Origin of the sequence: Paenibacillus sp. FSL F4-0100 (assembly GCF_037993005.1) — a bacterium.
Classification (GTDB): domain Bacteria; phylum Bacillota; class Bacilli; order Paenibacillales; family Paenibacillaceae; genus Paenibacillus_AQ.
Genome location: NZ_CP150303.1, coordinates 3,426,710 through 3,440,468, shown reverse-complemented (window position 1 = coordinate 3,440,468; position 13,759 = coordinate 3,426,710). Strand labels below are relative to the sequence as shown.

Genomic DNA, 13,759 nt, shown 5'->3' with positions numbered 1-13,759 from the left:
TTCTCTACTGTTTCTGTCCTCGTAGTACTACACACTACACATGCAATTTGTTTACAAGGGCCTCCAGCTCAGCGGAAACCTGGTTAATCTGCTCCGCAGACTCGAAAACTTTGGCAAAGGATGCCTGCTGTTCCTGGCTACTAATCCGGATCTCACCCGACACGGACGAGTTTCTCTCTGCGAGCTCAGCCAGTTGTTTAATCGCTGCCGTAATCTGTTCGGTCTCGGCAACCATTTGCTGGGTAGCTGCAGACACCTCTTGAATTTGACTGGTCACTGTATCGGTTGCCACCAGCATGCCTTTAAACAGCTCACCGGTTTCTTTGACAACCTCAATTCCCTTGGCGACGTTTTGTTCCCCTTCGCTGATGGCTTCTACCGCAGATGCCGTTTCATCCTGAATGTATCGAACCAATTCAATGATTTGGTCTGCGGATTTTCTTGATTCCTCCGAAAGTTTCTTAACTTCGCTGGCAACCACAGCAAAACCGCGGCCCTCTTCGCCCGCTCTTGCCGCTTCGATACCGGCATTAAGTGATAACAGATTTGTCTGAGAGGAAATTTCGGTAATTACCTGCACGATCTGACCGATCTCATTTGAACGGTTCTGCAGCTTTTCGATGATATTCACCGAGTTTTTGACCGAATGATCAATCGAATTCATCTGTTCGATCACCTGCTCCACATTTTGATTACCGCGTTCCGATTGCTCCTTCATGTGCACGGATATCTCGGAAAGATCCGATGTATTGCCGGCAATCGTTGATACGCCAGATGAGATTTCCTCAAGCGAAACCACGCTTTCGGTAATGGAAGTGCTCTGCAGCGCGACTCGTTCCGACATTTCCTCCATATTTTTAGTAATAGCGGAAGAGTTGTTATTATTGACTTCCACAGCCGAGAAGAGGAATTTAGACTGCTCTGCAGAGTGCTCCGATACCGTTTTGATCGTTGTGACAAGTTCATTAATTTGATTAACGGTCGTATTGAACTTGGCATTGACCTGCCCCAGCTCATCATCGCTAGCTTTTAATTGGACGGTAAAGTCACCTTTGCTTAGCTTGTCCAGCGCCCCCATTAATGCTTGGATCGGTGCGAAGGTACGTCTAATGGTGAAGTACTGCAGCGCTAATACAATCAGCAAGGTAATCAGCAGCGCAAAAACCGTATTGGTGATCAATGCCTGTTTCCCGGAAGCGATTAAGCTTGCATCCACATCGATCCCCATGTAAGCAAAAATTTCGCCGCTGGCATCCTGGAAAGGATACAGCACGGTGATCCAGGTACCATAATTATCTTTATAGCCTTTGGTGTAGACGGTTTTTTTCGTTTTCAGCATCTCTCTCACGGCGTCAGCATGGATCTCCGGTTGTTCGTATAAGTCGCCCAGATTCAAGTCTTCTTCGGCAAACATATCAAGCACTGCCGTTGGCATGGCAATAATCGAGGTCTTGTTGCCATCCTCGAGCTCCGGTCCAAATATATAGCCTTGTGCAATGTTGGGATGACTTAGGGATAGTTCATCAAACGTTTTAGTAAGTTTTTTTTGGATATCCGCATTGCGGTCGGTTTGGCCTTTCACCGCTTGAGCATCTTCCAGCGATACGGACTTAACCAAGGTATCCATAATTTTTCCCGAATCGGATTGCAGCTGCTTCGTTAGTACGCTGTCCTGGATATAATAGCTTGAACCAATCACGATGACACCCGTAATAATGATATACAGGCTCGTCCATAACATGTTTCTTTTAACAATACTCAGATTTTTAAAACGCAGTCCTTTTGAGAACGTTTTTGGCTCACTCACTTGGTTACTCACTTGGTGTCTCTCCTTTGATATCTCTTATGTATTTTCCATATAAAATAGGGATCTCTTTAGCGAACCTGTTCGCATCACCTACTTTCCTGGAAACATTGAATATTTCCGCAATCTTTCATGAATACATTACATTTTTCAAAAATGTTCATCTTGAATGAACCGCGTTCTCCCTCCATCAATATTCTGACATAGGCTCACTTCACAAAATGGTCTTGTTAAGTGAAATTCCAGTTCAATAGATCCATATTCACGTTATGATTCCATAACCATTGCATCTTTTGTACTATTTATAGATCGGCATTTATCCGAATATTTTTAATACTTTAGTAACAACAACTTGCAAAAAAATCCCTGTTTTCGACAATTAATCGAATTTTTATGTTCCTTCAATTTTTGAAATCAGCACGTAGTTTCCTATCATTTTGAGCATGCAAAAAGACCGCGATTTACGCGGCCCTCTTCAGTATTAATTGCATTGAATACTGGTTTCCCAGTTTTCTTCTAAGCGTTATCTGAATTCCATAACCCAATACTTTTCGCCGTGCTTCTCTTCCTCAACCACTCTTTCCCAGCCGTTGTTTTCGTAGAATTTCAGCGCCTTGTGATTTGCGGATACACACTTCAATCGGATCGGCTTTCTCATGCTCTCAATCGCAGCATCAAGCAATTGTCTGCCCACTCCCTTGCCAGCATGATCCGGGTGAACGAATAAATGATGGATAAAGTTGTCTGGCAAATATAGCGCAGTAAATCCATGGATAATCGTATTTTCCTCTGCCAATAGTATAAATTCTTTTTCCGTTTGCTTATCAAAATCGCCCAACGCCATCTCGTTTGCATCCGCCCAATGAAAATTTTCACGTCGTGATGCCAAGAATATTTCCCTAAGCACAGGGTAATCCTCAAGCTTAGCCTCTCTTATCTTCAAATACTCCACACTCGCTTTCAATCAAGAAGATACGTTCCTAAATAATTATTATACTCATAAGTTCAGCTTCATACCATCATGACTCGATACAAAGGCAGCTAGCTAAGGAGATCCATCAAGTTTTCCAATTTCCGTTCTAACGCGCCAAACTGTACAAATCGATCTTCTCTCAGAAGCTCTTTTCCTTCGACAAACAAGAGAAGGGCCGGTGCCGTGAAAATCAAATATCTTGAGGCTATCTCCCCTACTGCTTCGCCCTGGATATGTCCCAATGAAATGCGCGGAAACCAGTCTAACAGTTCTCTTAGCTTGGGTAATATGGCATGGCACACACTGCAATCTTGTCTCGATACGTATAAAAAACTGAACGTGTGGTTGTCAATAAACCGTTCTATGGCGTCTATCGACGTTAGTTCTTCCATTTCTTTCATCTGTTGCACCTTACTTTCATGAATAGCTCTATGCCGATATTCAGTCTAATACCGCTGATATGTGCGCAGACGTAACCGCCCAGTGTGAAGCTGTCCAATATTTCGCTTGATCCTTCACGTAGATAATTTGCGGCGATTCATGCTTTACGTTCAAATCCTCGGCAATTTTATTGGAAACCGGGCGGGATTCAATGACTTTAACCAGTGTGTAATCCACATCGCCGTTTGGCGCCTTTTTCAAGTAAGATTCAAACTCCGAAAGAGCATTAGAGCTAACCGGACAAGTCGTACTATGCTTCAAAATAACTTGGCCGCGCTCGGAAGATTTTTTCAGAATCGTTTCCCATTCTTCTATTGTCGTAATTTCATTCCATTGCATGTGATTTTCTCCCCTTTGATGTGATATAACTCATTGCTTTAATCCTATTTCAAATCCATCTCATTAGTCAATAATCATGCTCTCTGCCATTGCCTGCAGGTCATTCTTAGTCATCAGACCTTTTACATTTACCATAATGGTATATACGATGTTTTGTTTACTATCATACCAACTGATACTATCACCATCTGCCTCATCATGGAGGTAAATGGCCTCTACATGTTTCAGCTGTACTTTCTCGGAAGAGGCATCAAGAGACTTCGTTAAGCTCGCACCTTGACCATACGCTGCCATGATCGATACAGCCGTGCTGCTCTTGCCATCGGATAGGTATACAATGGAGTTGAAGGCCTTCGACCAATCCAGCTTCTCTACAAACAGCTTATCTCCACTCTTGGATGAATTGGCCTCATTCATCAATCTTTGTTCTAATTCTACGTATTTTACACGATCCTTTTCTCCTGAAGGTGCCGGTCCAAAAGGAAAAACTTGACCATACGCGAATTTCACACCCTTGGGAAGATTACCAGGCACCTCTAGGATGGGTGCCGAGGTACGAACAAGTTCCTTTTGAAAATTTTCATAGGAAAGATAGTCTATCGGTTGATATTCAAATTTTATAGGATTCACAGTGTCATATCCGTTGTCCTTATTTATGTAATCATCCTTGATGTAATATGCGGCCAGCTCTCCGGGCTTCAGCATGGATTTTACTCTCGTCCTGTATTCCTCCAGAAGATTGCTTAGTTTGGCTGGCAGCCCTGATGACGACGGATGGGCTGTTTTTAGAACAATTTCACCTTTGCTATTAAAGATTTGAATATGTCCGGTTGCTGCATATGCAGTGAACGAGACTAGTAATACAGACGAAATCATGATAGACAATACGGTTTTACGCTTGAAAGATCGGAATCCTGAACGACTTTTATGCTGCTCGTCCTCAATATGTTGTCTGACTCTTGAAACAAATTCAACATCACGAAAATGACTGTCCGGTACAGAATGCTGCCTCAACTCTTCGATTGGATCAACGATGCTTCCCATTGTTCTTCCTCCTTCCATTTATTCATGGCATCCTTCAGTTTTATTCTGATTCGGGTTATCTTTTTTCGGACGGCTTCCGATGTCTTTCCTGTTATTTCACTTATTTCTGCATACGACTTGTCGTGAAATGCATACAGAATTAATAAGCTTCTGTCCTCCACCGTAAGATCCACCAGGGCTCTCCTTAGCGGTTCGCTGAATATCCCTCTTAAATACTCCTGCTCTGCGCTTTCGGCGAAAATCTGTCCTTTCCACAATCTTCCCAGCTTCTGTGATAATTGCCGCCGGTGAATTACATTCAGACAATGATGGTAAGCGATCTTATATAACCATGCGTTAAAGCTGACCGAAGGCTTATACTTTGTGATCGATTTGTATGCCTTCAAGAAGATTTCCTGCACTGCGTCCTCTGCTTCCTGTTCGCTACCCAGTAGTCGGCAGCAGTAAATATACATTTGGCGCTGGTACTCACTTACGATAGGAATAAATGCCTCTGCATGCCCATCCTGAGTCTGTTGAACATATTCTTCAATCGTTTCAGCGTTGATGATCCTTCCCCTCCTCTCCTGAAACTTGGATACCTATATAACCATGCAGCAAACGAAAAGCGGACTTCATTCGGAATAATCGGCCCATTAAATATATGGCGAGGCCATATGACCACAAAAAGAACCGCGATGGACGCGGTTCCCCTATGAATATGTATGGATTCCAAGTTACGATTTATTAGCTTTCACAATCAGAAAATGAGGGTTCTTCATCAGGCGATCAAACCATTTGGCCACCCATTCCGCAGCTTCCGGATTGTCCTTATGCGCTAAACTGGGCTGCGGCTCAACGATCTGTTCGATTCTAAACCGAGATGAAGTTACGTTAATGATTTCTTGAATCGGTCTTCTATAGAAAGTAACCTCTACGGGTCCAGACTCCTGTTTGTTCCAAACCTCCGTCAATAACTCACGGGCAAAGTAGTCTGGTCGGTCAAAATGTTTAACATCCATAAAAGGATGATGAACGGAGAAAATCAAACTTCCACCAGGTTTCAGCACTCGCTGAAATTCGCGAAAGGTCGGCGTCCAATCCTCGATGTAGTGAAGCGTCAATGAACTTACGATAAGATCAAACGCCTCATCTTCAAAGGGCAGGTCTTCGGTTATATCGCATGCAAATACAGTCGCTTCATTGCCGACTCGTCTCTTACAGGCTTGTACCATCGCCGGGCTCAGATCAACCGCTGTAACCCTGGCCCCTCGTATAATAAATTGCTCCGTATACCATCCTGCGGCACAACCAGCATCTAGGACGGTCATTTGCTCCATATCCGCCGGTAACACTTTGAGCATGGCTGGCCTTTCGTAATAAGCATTATGCCCGCTCTGCGAATCCACATGTCTTTCGTAGTCTCCAGCCAGCTTATCGTATGCCTCAATGACCTTCTCCTTCATGGATCATCCCCCCCCCATATATTGTGCTCAGCTTGAGTACAGCGAACAATACGTGCGTTCGAAATTTCTGGCCAGCAAGTCCTCTTTTCGGATGAAAAATTGCAGTTCACCCGCATCCCACCAGCAAAATCCTATCTCGTCGTCCGAATCGATGGCCAGCAGCAGCAGTGTATCCCGAATCTCCTGCTGGGCCTGTTCCGCGTTGCCGCCGCAATGATCGGTAATCTGCTGCACAGCCGCCTCCATGGAGTAATTGTATTCTGATCCCGTTAACAGCATTAAAGCAGCCTCGTGCTCACAATCTCCATGCTGGGTAGAAGGGTAGCCAAAGATCGTCGCGATGTCGTCAGAATCCTGCCCCGTCAATTGATGACACAGATCCTCGTAAGATTCAAAATCATGCTCATCATCCTCGACAAGCTCATCATCCACATAAGCGTAATTCGGGGGCTCAAGTGTGGCTCTTGCTTCAATACGGTAGCCTGCGAATTCTCCATCTAATGCAGTTCCCTCAGGCGCCCGGCATCGACTAGCGGCCGCTGTCTGATCCTCGGCCAGATACAGCACCCGGTGTTCAATGTTATAAGCAGGTTCATCAACGCCAACGAAGAAATACAGCACTCCGCTGTGCGGAAGTGAAGCCGTGGCGTCGTGAGCTGCCAAATCCCTCAACTGCAGCTGTGCCAAAAACGTCATCGGTGTTCCATTCGAAGCCAGCGGCCATTCCATTCCTTCAGGAAGATCGGGATCTCCACCAATCCGTGAATTGCACGAGCCGGCATAGTCCTCCTCTCCCTGTTTGGATAAACGCATGCCTTGCCGAGTATGTTCGATCAAATAGTCTGCTGCATGTTCAAATTCGTGCTCTTGGATGATATTTTGCATCTTGATCAAGTTGTGTTCATTTAACTTCATAGTCTAGTTCCTCTTCTTTTCAATAAATTAGAATGTTATGAGAATTACGATAATGTCCGGGAATCGTGATCTTCCTCTACTCTTCCTTAAAGAGATCTTCAATGATCGACTTGTCATAGCCATTAGTGATCCTGTAGTTCCAGGAGTATTTCTTATGTCCACCTCTATTTGGATTAATACGTATGATATCGGGCTCCGTATAATATATAGAAAAAGGAGTATATTCGACGTTAACCCATATACTATACATCATACCTCTTGCATAATTTTCGGTCCTCCATAGTTTCGCATTGGAGAAGCCGTTGATGATGCGATCAATAGTGGCCGGGTCGGTAATTTCCACACTATTTTCATCATCGTATGGTCTGCCCATTTTCTCAATTCTTATGTAACTAATCTTCTCTGTATCATAAACCTGATCGCTCATCAACTCTTTAAAGGAAGTACTGGATTGAATCAATGAATAGACGACTCCAGTCAGTACGATCAATGCAACCACAACAAAAAAGACTCGCCATGACCTGTCACTCATCACGATTCCGTCCTGAAAACCTAAGGAATTCGGGCTTTTTCATAAGCGTATTTTTCATATCCCCCTCCATTGCACATATATAATAAATAAGTTCCCCTCATTATAAGCTTAGCACCTATCACTATATAAACCCCATAAACCATGCTTTGGTTGCCGGATAATTTAACATCTTTTGGTTTGTACTGTCAACTATTTTTCTGGCTGGCGACATCCCGTTGTTAGTTTTGGTTATATACATTGACACGCGCTCCATCCATAATAAGATCACTGCTGTCCACGATAATTTCCTGTTGATCGAACAGACCACCGACAACGGAGGTGGTATGGCTGTTGGAATCGGTAATTTGAATTGACGTGCGAACAGCATAATATGCATTGCCGAGAGGGCCTTGTGTTTCTTTTATGGTGTAGACATAAGCGCCCTCGCTGTCCTTGTGAACGGCTTTATTCGGTATGAGGATCCCTTCGCTGCTCTTAGTTTTGACTATACTGATCCTCACTTGTTCGCCACCGGATAGCCCACTCCCTTTTAGTTTAACGAACAAACGTGTCATGGAACTGCTTGATTTCTCAGCGTCTTCGTCAACATCGGGACTGAGCGAGTTCATATCCTCTTCTATCCTTTCAATCTCACCCGTAATTGATGGTTCTTCCTTGCCTTCAAGCATGATGTTATCCAGAACATCCCCTACGCTCAGCGTGGCAGCGATACCTGACGGTACATACATTTCTAACCCATACCCTTTTGCCAAATGGCTCATCGTGATATCCGGTTTCCCGGTAGAACCTAATCCCTCCATCGCACCAATCTCTATAACGATACCGTCAAAAGGGGCTACCATCTGCCGATTAACTGAAAGCGTATGTTTCAGGTTCTCGATCTGCTGCTGTTGTGCAGCAATATCAAGCTTTGCCGTTTCGAACGCGCTTGTGGCACTTATAAGAAGAGACTCATCTTCTTCCTGCATCGCTTGAATGACATTATATTCGAGAAGTTCCATGGATAGATTCAGCTTCTTCAGAGCAGACTGCTCCACAGTAATCTGCTGCTTAACCTCACTGCCATCATATTGTATAAGAACTTGTCCTTTACGCACCATCTCACCTTTTTTAACGAGCACCTTATCGACTTTCCAGCCCGAAGGATGGATAAGTTCCCTCTCCTCCTTTGGATTTATCGTCGATCGGCCGACATAGGAATGAACCAGCGAGCCTTTGTTTACCGATGTAATCACTACCTTAGGCAGCGTCAAGGCTTGTAGGGTGTTACCTGCAAAAGTCAGTATAAGCAGAAGACCTGTGAACAGTCCGGCTGTTATGCTAACCTTGCGTTTTCTTGACCGGGAAATTACCTCTTCCAATATCCATCACTCCTAGTACTGAAACTAACCTTTTATGCCCGACAATTGAACGCCTTCAATAAAATAAGACTCGGCATACAGGAATAGCAGAATCATAGGTGCCATATACAATGCCGATGCGGCAAAACCGATTCCCAGTGCGTCTTTGTTAATCTGTGCAAGATATAGAGACAGCGGCTGTTTATAGGAATCTTGCAAAAATATGAGCGGCTGCTCGATCATGTTCCAATAATCGACGAACAATAGAACCGTCAGCGCGGCCAGACCAGGCTTCGCCAGCGGCAGGATAATACGCCAGAAGATGACCCATGCTCCTCCACCGTCCATCATGACCGCTTCAGAATACGCTCCGGGAATATGGGCCATGAATTGTCGCATCATAAAGACGCCAAAGGCTCCAAAGATGCCAGGTAAAATAATGGCGGCGGTATGGTTCATAAGTCCAAGCTTGTCTATAACAATATAATTCGGAACAAGCGTTACCTGAAACGGCATAAGCATGGTCATTAAATAAAGCATGAACAGCTTGTCCCTTCCGATGAAGCGAAGTTTGGCAAAGGCATAAGCCGCAAGCGAGGCGACGACCGCCTGTCCGGCAACAATCGGCACGACCAAGGCGACGGAATTCCAGAACATCCTTAGAAATTTTGTGGTTAGAACCAGTACCTCGGCATACTGTCCAAAGGATAGCCAATCAGGAATAATCTTCAGATTGACGAACGCGTCCTTGCCACCCTTCGCAACGTCGATCATCTGCCCCAGAAGGTCGTAATTCCGCCCAATCTCTTGCTCCGTCATCAGGGAGTTCGTAAAGGTAAGCAGAATCGGTACCAGCATGACAACGGCTAACAATCCGAGCAGCAGCGTAAGTACCAGCTTTGGAATCCACCGTGTATTTTTCATGATGAGCCTCCCTTTGATCACTCCAAGTTATCCCGAAATCGGCGCTCAACGCTCAATAGTCCCATCACCAGAATGACGATGAAGCCGACCATCAGAGTGGCTGCAGCCGTCAGCTTCTGAATATCAAGCGAGGAGAACATGTTGTTCATATAGTGCTGCATCATATAGATCCGGTCATATGGATAATCGCCTGCAAGCAGATACGTCTCCCGAAAGACCTTGAAAGAATTGATGATGGAGATCAGCACGACAAAGAATATTGTAGGCGTCAAATAGATTAGCGTAATGTGAAACAACTGACGGATCCGCCCCGCGCCCTCAACACGTGCCGTCTCGTAATAATCCTTCGGAATGGATTGAAGTCCGGCCAGAAATAAAATCATGTTGTAGCCGATGTTTTTCCACAAATACATGAGGATGACCACGCTCATCGACCAATCCGATTGCATCCAGTCGATCCTCTCTTTATGGAAATGGTGCAGCCATGCATTTAAGGTTCCGTTCCAATCGAAGAGGATCTGCCAGATCATCACAACGGAGGCGACGGGTACGACAAGCGGCATAATAAAGGAGGTTCGAAGCCAATTGCGCATAAACAAGGGCCGATTCAGCAGTAATGCCAGAATGAGCGACAACGCGATGACGAGCGGAACGCCAATGCCGGTAAAAATCAGCATATTTACCGATGCCTTGTGGAAGGAGCCGCTGCTTAGCACTTCATTGTAGTTATCGAGGCCAACAAATGTGCCCCCCAATGAACCGTCCGTGAACGATTTGTAAATGCCCATTATGAACGGGATAATATAAAAGCATGCAAAGCCGATCAGGCTGGGAGCCAAGAACCATAAAGCCTTCATCCCGTCTTTGCGTATCCATCTCCTTAAACTTCTTCTATTCATTCAGATAGGTCATAACTTTATTCTGGATGAGCTTGGCGACATCATCTGCGGATTTCTGTCCGGCAAAGAAGGCTTTGGACTCATTTACGATGATGTCATTCACTTTGGCGGACTTGTACTCGACCTGATGAGTGGCTCCACCCACCAAACTCTCCAGTTGGTCCAGCTTGGCCTGATCGACTTTGATCGCCATTCCTTGCAGCGGGCCTTCCTCATAGGCTTTAACCGTACCTTCTTCCTTCAATTGCTTGATCTGATTGGCAAATGATTTCTTGTTGATCGGAAATCCTGCCTTCGTGGAAGGCGTTTCGATTTCTCCGGACATCATGAATTTTATGAAATCCCACGCTTCCTCCTTCACTTTGGAGTTCGCATTCATGGAAATGCTCTTGTAAGGCCGGAAATAACCGCCGGCTGTCGTTTCCTGGGCATGAGGCTTCATGTAATACTTCATATTCTCGCCGTATTCCCTTAGAGATACGAGATAGTCCCAAGGAGAGTTGATATGGATGGTTCTGAAATAAGCCTTGCTCCGAGGATCCGTGGTCACGATATGATTGTCGTACATGGACTTCACCTGGTTCATCAGACCGGTAAACAGGCCGATTCGAAATTGGCCTTGCGGCTCTCCGTATCCACAAATAAGGAATAATTGTCAAGTGCAATGTCTGCCAGCAGGTTTTCGGGTCCACCAGATACCAGCGCTGATGGGTATACCTTGGAAGCCGCCGCCAGCTGATTTGCGGTATTTATAAAATCGTTCCAGGACCAGGTTTTGTCGTTAATCTGAATCCCGGTTTGCGCGATGGCATCTGCATCTCCGGCAAAGCCTTCCAGAAAGAATGCGAGCGGCATGCTGTAAAGTCCTTTGCCGGTTCGAGAATTGTCCAGGATATTACCGAAATAATCTTCCTTTCGGAAGGTGGAATCCTTGTCCATCCATTCACCGAGATCAACCAGCAGATGATGTTTAACGTAGTTATCAGTAGGCAGAATATTCACATATTCAGCCGATTGGAGCAGATCGGGGCCTTTGCCTGCCAGCATCGCCGTATTCGTATTCTTGACGAACTTCTCCTCATCCGCCTCCATGTGCGAATCGTCGGTATAACCCGTCTGCAGCTTGATTTCGATATTCGGATGAAGCTGTTCGTAATTCTTCTTTGCTTCCTGAAACAGTTCATCTGGGAAAAACATCGAAAAGACGATGGTCTTTTTGCCACCGGAGGCTGATTCATCATTCTGAGTTGTGCTCTGCACCGAACCACCGTCGTTTGTACCTGCGGACGCTTCATTGCCGCCGCTGGTTCCCGCTGATGATGCTGCCCCTGTTGGGCTTCCACTACCGCAAGCGGTTAAAGAGAAGGCTATAAAACAGCTAACCAATAATCCTAACCCGATTTTCTTCATATGACGATTCTCCTCATCGTTTCATTCGTTGAGATATAGATTGATCTTGTTCTGAACTTGTTTCGCGACATTGTCCGCTGATTTCTGTCCGCTGAAGAAAGACTTTGATTCATTGGAAATGATCTCATCAATCTTGGACTGTTTCTCGATGGAATGAACGGCTCCCGTAATATAGGCGTCCAGTTGGTCCAGCGATGCATTGTCAACCTTGACCGCGGGAAGATCAGCCTCATGAATCGTTCCTTCGTCTTTAAGCTGCTTCAGCTGTTTTTCGTAGGCAATTCTGTTAATTGGAAAACCAGGGCTTTGATCATACACATCGGTATAAGACTGCGCCTCATCCTCTATGAGAAATTTGATAAAATCCCAGGCTTCTTTCTTATGAGGCGAGCTTGCGTTAATCCCGATCATTCCAGAGTTTTTAAAATAACCTCCAGCCCCCACATCTTGCGGATGCGGTTTGGCATACAGCTTGGTATGCTCGGCGAAATTGTTCAACAGATACCCTCGGAGGGAACTGATGGTTTCTTCGTTGAAATAAGCTTTCGCATTCCTGGTAGCTTCGCTGCCTCTGCCACCGCCATCTGTAACCATGTCGTAAAGCAAGCCATCATCGAACATCGTTTTGATCTGCTGCATTAACCCGGCAAAGCGCACCGAATCGAAATTGGCTTTCCCGTTTCCTTCTGTGACGAGCTGGCGGTAGTTTTCAGCGACCATCTCGCTCAGCATATAATGCGGTTCGCTAATGAGCACATTCTTGTACTCACCTTTCTGTGTCAATTGCTTGGCAATATCCGTAAAATCGCTCCATGTCCAACTGCTGTCATCGATCTTGACTCCGCTCTTTCCGAGGGCATCCTCATCGCCAATCAAACCGGCAAGGGAGAAATAAAGCGGCATCCAGTAAAGTCCCCCGTCAATCTTCGAGTTGTCCAAGATGTTGGTGAAATAATCTTTCGTCTGAAGCGATGAATCCTTCTCCATCATGTCGCTTAGATTGACAAGCAGATGACGGCTTACATATTTATCTGCCGGGAGCATATCAAGCTCAATCAGATCGGGACCTTTGCCGGCCAAGATGGATGTGTTCGAGGAGGTAACGAATTTTTCAATATTTGCAGATACCTCGTCGAGATCCTTCCCCTCAGAAGGTGTAGCCTGCAGCTCAATCTCGATGTTGGGATGCAGTTTCTCATACTTCTTCACAGCCGTCTGCATGTAATTGCTCAGATAAAAAGTCGAGAACACAAGCTTCACATGTCCTTTTGAATCCACACTTTCTTTCGTATTTCCGTCTTGCGCCGCTGTCGCTCCTTTCATTGCCATTTCGTCTTTGTTTCCCTGAGCTCCACTGCAGGCGGAGAGACAGAGGATTAGACAAATCCATATCCAGCCTATTTTCTTCATCAATGAACCACCTTTCTTTACCGTTAACTTCCTTAAGCAGCGTGGCCAGCCATTCGTTCATGGAATAGCCTTCCACCCTCCGGGAAGCCCCCTTGTCATCCGTGAAGACGATCCTTGTAAAAAGAATTGAAACTATCTTCGCTGACTTTTCCAAATATAAAGTAAAGATGTCTCCGAAACTTCACCTACTTGTAAACAAATTGTCTCTGAAATAACCCCACAAACATATAAATGCTAATATCTTAAAAAAAGACGGCAGACTGAACGATATTTCGTTCAGTCT

15 protein-coding genes are annotated in these 13,759 nt (G+C 45.2%); all 15 read right to left on the bottom strand.

All coding sequences use genetic code 11. From position 1 onward, the window contains the following. Nucleotides 1-34: 34 nt before the first annotated feature. A complete protein-coding gene (locus MHH48_RS15640; protein WP_256720568.1) occupies nt 35-1,819 on the bottom strand; it encodes a HAMP domain-containing methyl-accepting chemotaxis protein in 1,785 nt (594 codons plus the stop codon). 508 nt (nt 1,820-2,327) lie between these two features. Further along, complete coding sequence (locus MHH48_RS15635; RefSeq protein WP_076323600.1) at nt 2,328-2,747, bottom strand: GNAT family N-acetyltransferase; 420 nt, start codon at nt 2,745-2,747, stop codon at nt 2,328-2,330. A 98-nt stretch (nt 2,748-2,845) separates the two neighbouring features. Continuing rightward, a complete protein-coding gene (locus MHH48_RS15630; protein ID WP_076323213.1) occupies nt 2,846-3,178 on the bottom strand; it encodes a thioredoxin family protein in 333 nt (110 codons plus the stop codon). Nucleotides 3,179-3,218: 40 nt separating this feature from the next. Further along, nucleotides 3,219-3,557, bottom strand: coding sequence for a bacillithiol system redox-active protein YtxJ (gene ytxJ, locus MHH48_RS15625; protein ID WP_076323212.1), 339 nt, complete (start codon nt 3,555-3,557; stop codon nt 3,219-3,221). Between the two features lie 63 nt (nt 3,558-3,620). Beyond that, entirely contained in the window at nt 3,621-4,601 is a 981-nt protein-coding gene (locus tag MHH48_RS15620; protein WP_076323211.1) for a hypothetical protein, read from the bottom strand. Continuing rightward, nucleotides 4,568-5,056: an RNA polymerase sigma factor gene (locus tag MHH48_RS15615; RefSeq protein ID WP_340390694.1), complete on the bottom strand. Its 489-nt coding sequence runs from the start codon at nt 5,054-5,056 to the stop codon at nt 4,568-4,570. Before MHH48_RS15615 ends, MHH48_RS15620 begins: the two co-directional genes overlap by 34 nt. 261 nt (nt 5,057-5,317) lie before the next feature. Continuing rightward, nucleotides 5,318-6,046: a class I SAM-dependent methyltransferase gene (locus MHH48_RS15610; protein ID WP_076323209.1), complete on the bottom strand. Its 729-nt coding sequence runs from the start codon at nt 6,044-6,046 to the stop codon at nt 5,318-5,320. A gap of 27 nt (nt 6,047-6,073) precedes the next feature. Further along, nucleotides 6,074-6,961, bottom strand: a complete 888-nt coding sequence (locus MHH48_RS15605; protein WP_076323208.1) for a YwqG family protein — start codon at nt 6,959-6,961, stop codon at nt 6,074-6,076. Nucleotides 6,962-7,037: 76 nt separating this feature from the next. After that, nucleotides 7,038-7,493: a hypothetical protein gene (locus MHH48_RS15600; RefSeq protein WP_076323207.1), complete on the bottom strand. Its 456-nt coding sequence runs from the start codon at nt 7,491-7,493 to the stop codon at nt 7,038-7,040. 218 nt (nt 7,494-7,711) lie between these two features. Then, nucleotides 7,712-8,854 carry a biotin/lipoyl-binding protein gene (locus MHH48_RS15595; RefSeq protein WP_083659691.1) on the bottom strand — a complete coding sequence of 381 codons (1,143 nt, stop codon included), beginning with the start codon at nt 8,852-8,854 and terminating at the stop codon, nt 7,712-7,714. A 24-nt stretch (nt 8,855-8,878) separates the two neighbouring features. Beyond that, the gene (locus MHH48_RS15590) at nt 8,879-9,757 is read right to left on the bottom strand and encodes a carbohydrate ABC transporter permease (protein WP_076323205.1); all 879 of its coding nucleotides are present in this window, start codon (nt 9,755-9,757) and stop codon (nt 8,879-8,881) included. Between the two features lie 17 nt (nt 9,758-9,774). Next, nucleotides 9,775-10,656 (bottom strand): sugar ABC transporter permease, encoded by an 882-nt coding sequence (locus MHH48_RS15585; RefSeq protein WP_076323204.1) that lies wholly within the window; start codon nt 10,654-10,656, stop codon nt 9,775-9,777. Beyond that, nucleotides 10,649-11,224 carry an extracellular solute-binding protein gene (locus MHH48_RS15580; RefSeq protein ID WP_083659690.1) on the bottom strand — a complete coding sequence of 192 codons (576 nt, stop codon included), beginning with the start codon at nt 11,222-11,224 and terminating at the stop codon, nt 10,649-10,651. The genes MHH48_RS15585 and MHH48_RS15580 overlap by 8 nt, the downstream gene beginning before the upstream one ends. A gap of 17 nt (nt 11,225-11,241) precedes the next feature. Next, a complete protein-coding gene (locus tag MHH48_RS15575) occupies nt 11,242-12,066 on the bottom strand; it encodes an ABC transporter substrate-binding protein (RefSeq protein ID WP_083659689.1) in 825 nt (274 codons plus the stop codon). Nucleotides 12,067-12,087: 21 nt separating this feature from the next. Next, nucleotides 12,088-13,476 (bottom strand): extracellular solute-binding protein, encoded by a 1,389-nt coding sequence (locus MHH48_RS15570; RefSeq protein ID WP_076323203.1) that lies wholly within the window; start codon nt 13,474-13,476, stop codon nt 12,088-12,090. Nucleotides 13,477-13,759: the final 283 nt, after the last annotated feature.

Bases quoted from the DNA above. Each gene is read 5' to 3' on its own strand.
- MHH48_RS15620 (WP_076323211.1), bottom strand. From the start codon at position 4,601: ATGGGAAGCATCGTTGATCCAATCGAAGAGTTGAGGCAGCATTCTGTA.
- MHH48_RS15630 (WP_076323213.1), bottom strand. From the start codon at position 3,178: ATGAAAGAAATGGAAGAACTAACGTCGATAGACGCCATAGAACGGTTT.
- MHH48_RS15570 (WP_076323203.1), bottom strand. From the start codon at position 13,476: ATGAAGAAAATAGGCTGGATATGGATTTGTCTAATCCTCTGTCTCTCC.
- MHH48_RS15605 (WP_076323208.1), bottom strand. From the start codon at position 6,961: ATGAAGTTAAATGAACACAACTTGATCAAGATGCAAAATATCATCCAA.
- ytxJ (WP_076323212.1), bottom strand. From the start codon at position 3,557: ATGCAATGGAATGAAATTACGACAATAGAAGAATGGGAAACGATTCTG.
- MHH48_RS15615 (WP_340390694.1), bottom strand. From the start codon at position 5,056: ATGTATATTTACTGCTGCCGACTACTGGGTAGCGAACAGGAAGCAGAG.
- MHH48_RS15610 (WP_076323209.1), bottom strand. From the start codon at position 6,046: ATGAAGGAGAAGGTCATTGAGGCATACGATAAGCTGGCTGGAGACTAC.
- MHH48_RS15600 (WP_076323207.1), bottom strand. From the start codon at position 7,493: ATGAGTGACAGGTCATGGCGAGTCTTTTTTGTTGTGGTTGCATTGATC.
- MHH48_RS15585 (WP_076323204.1), bottom strand. From the start codon at position 10,656: ATGAATAGAAGAAGTTTAAGGAGATGGATACGCAAAGACGGGATGAAG.
- MHH48_RS15580 (WP_083659690.1), bottom strand. From the start codon at position 11,224: ATGTACGACAATCATATCGTGACCACGGATCCTCGGAGCAAGGCTTAT.
- MHH48_RS15575 (WP_083659689.1), bottom strand. From the start codon at position 12,066: ATGAAGAAAATCGGGTTAGGATTATTGGTTAGCTGTTTTATAGCCTTC.
- MHH48_RS15590 (WP_076323205.1), bottom strand. From the start codon at position 9,757: ATGAAAAATACACGGTGGATTCCAAAGCTGGTACTTACGCTGCTGCTC.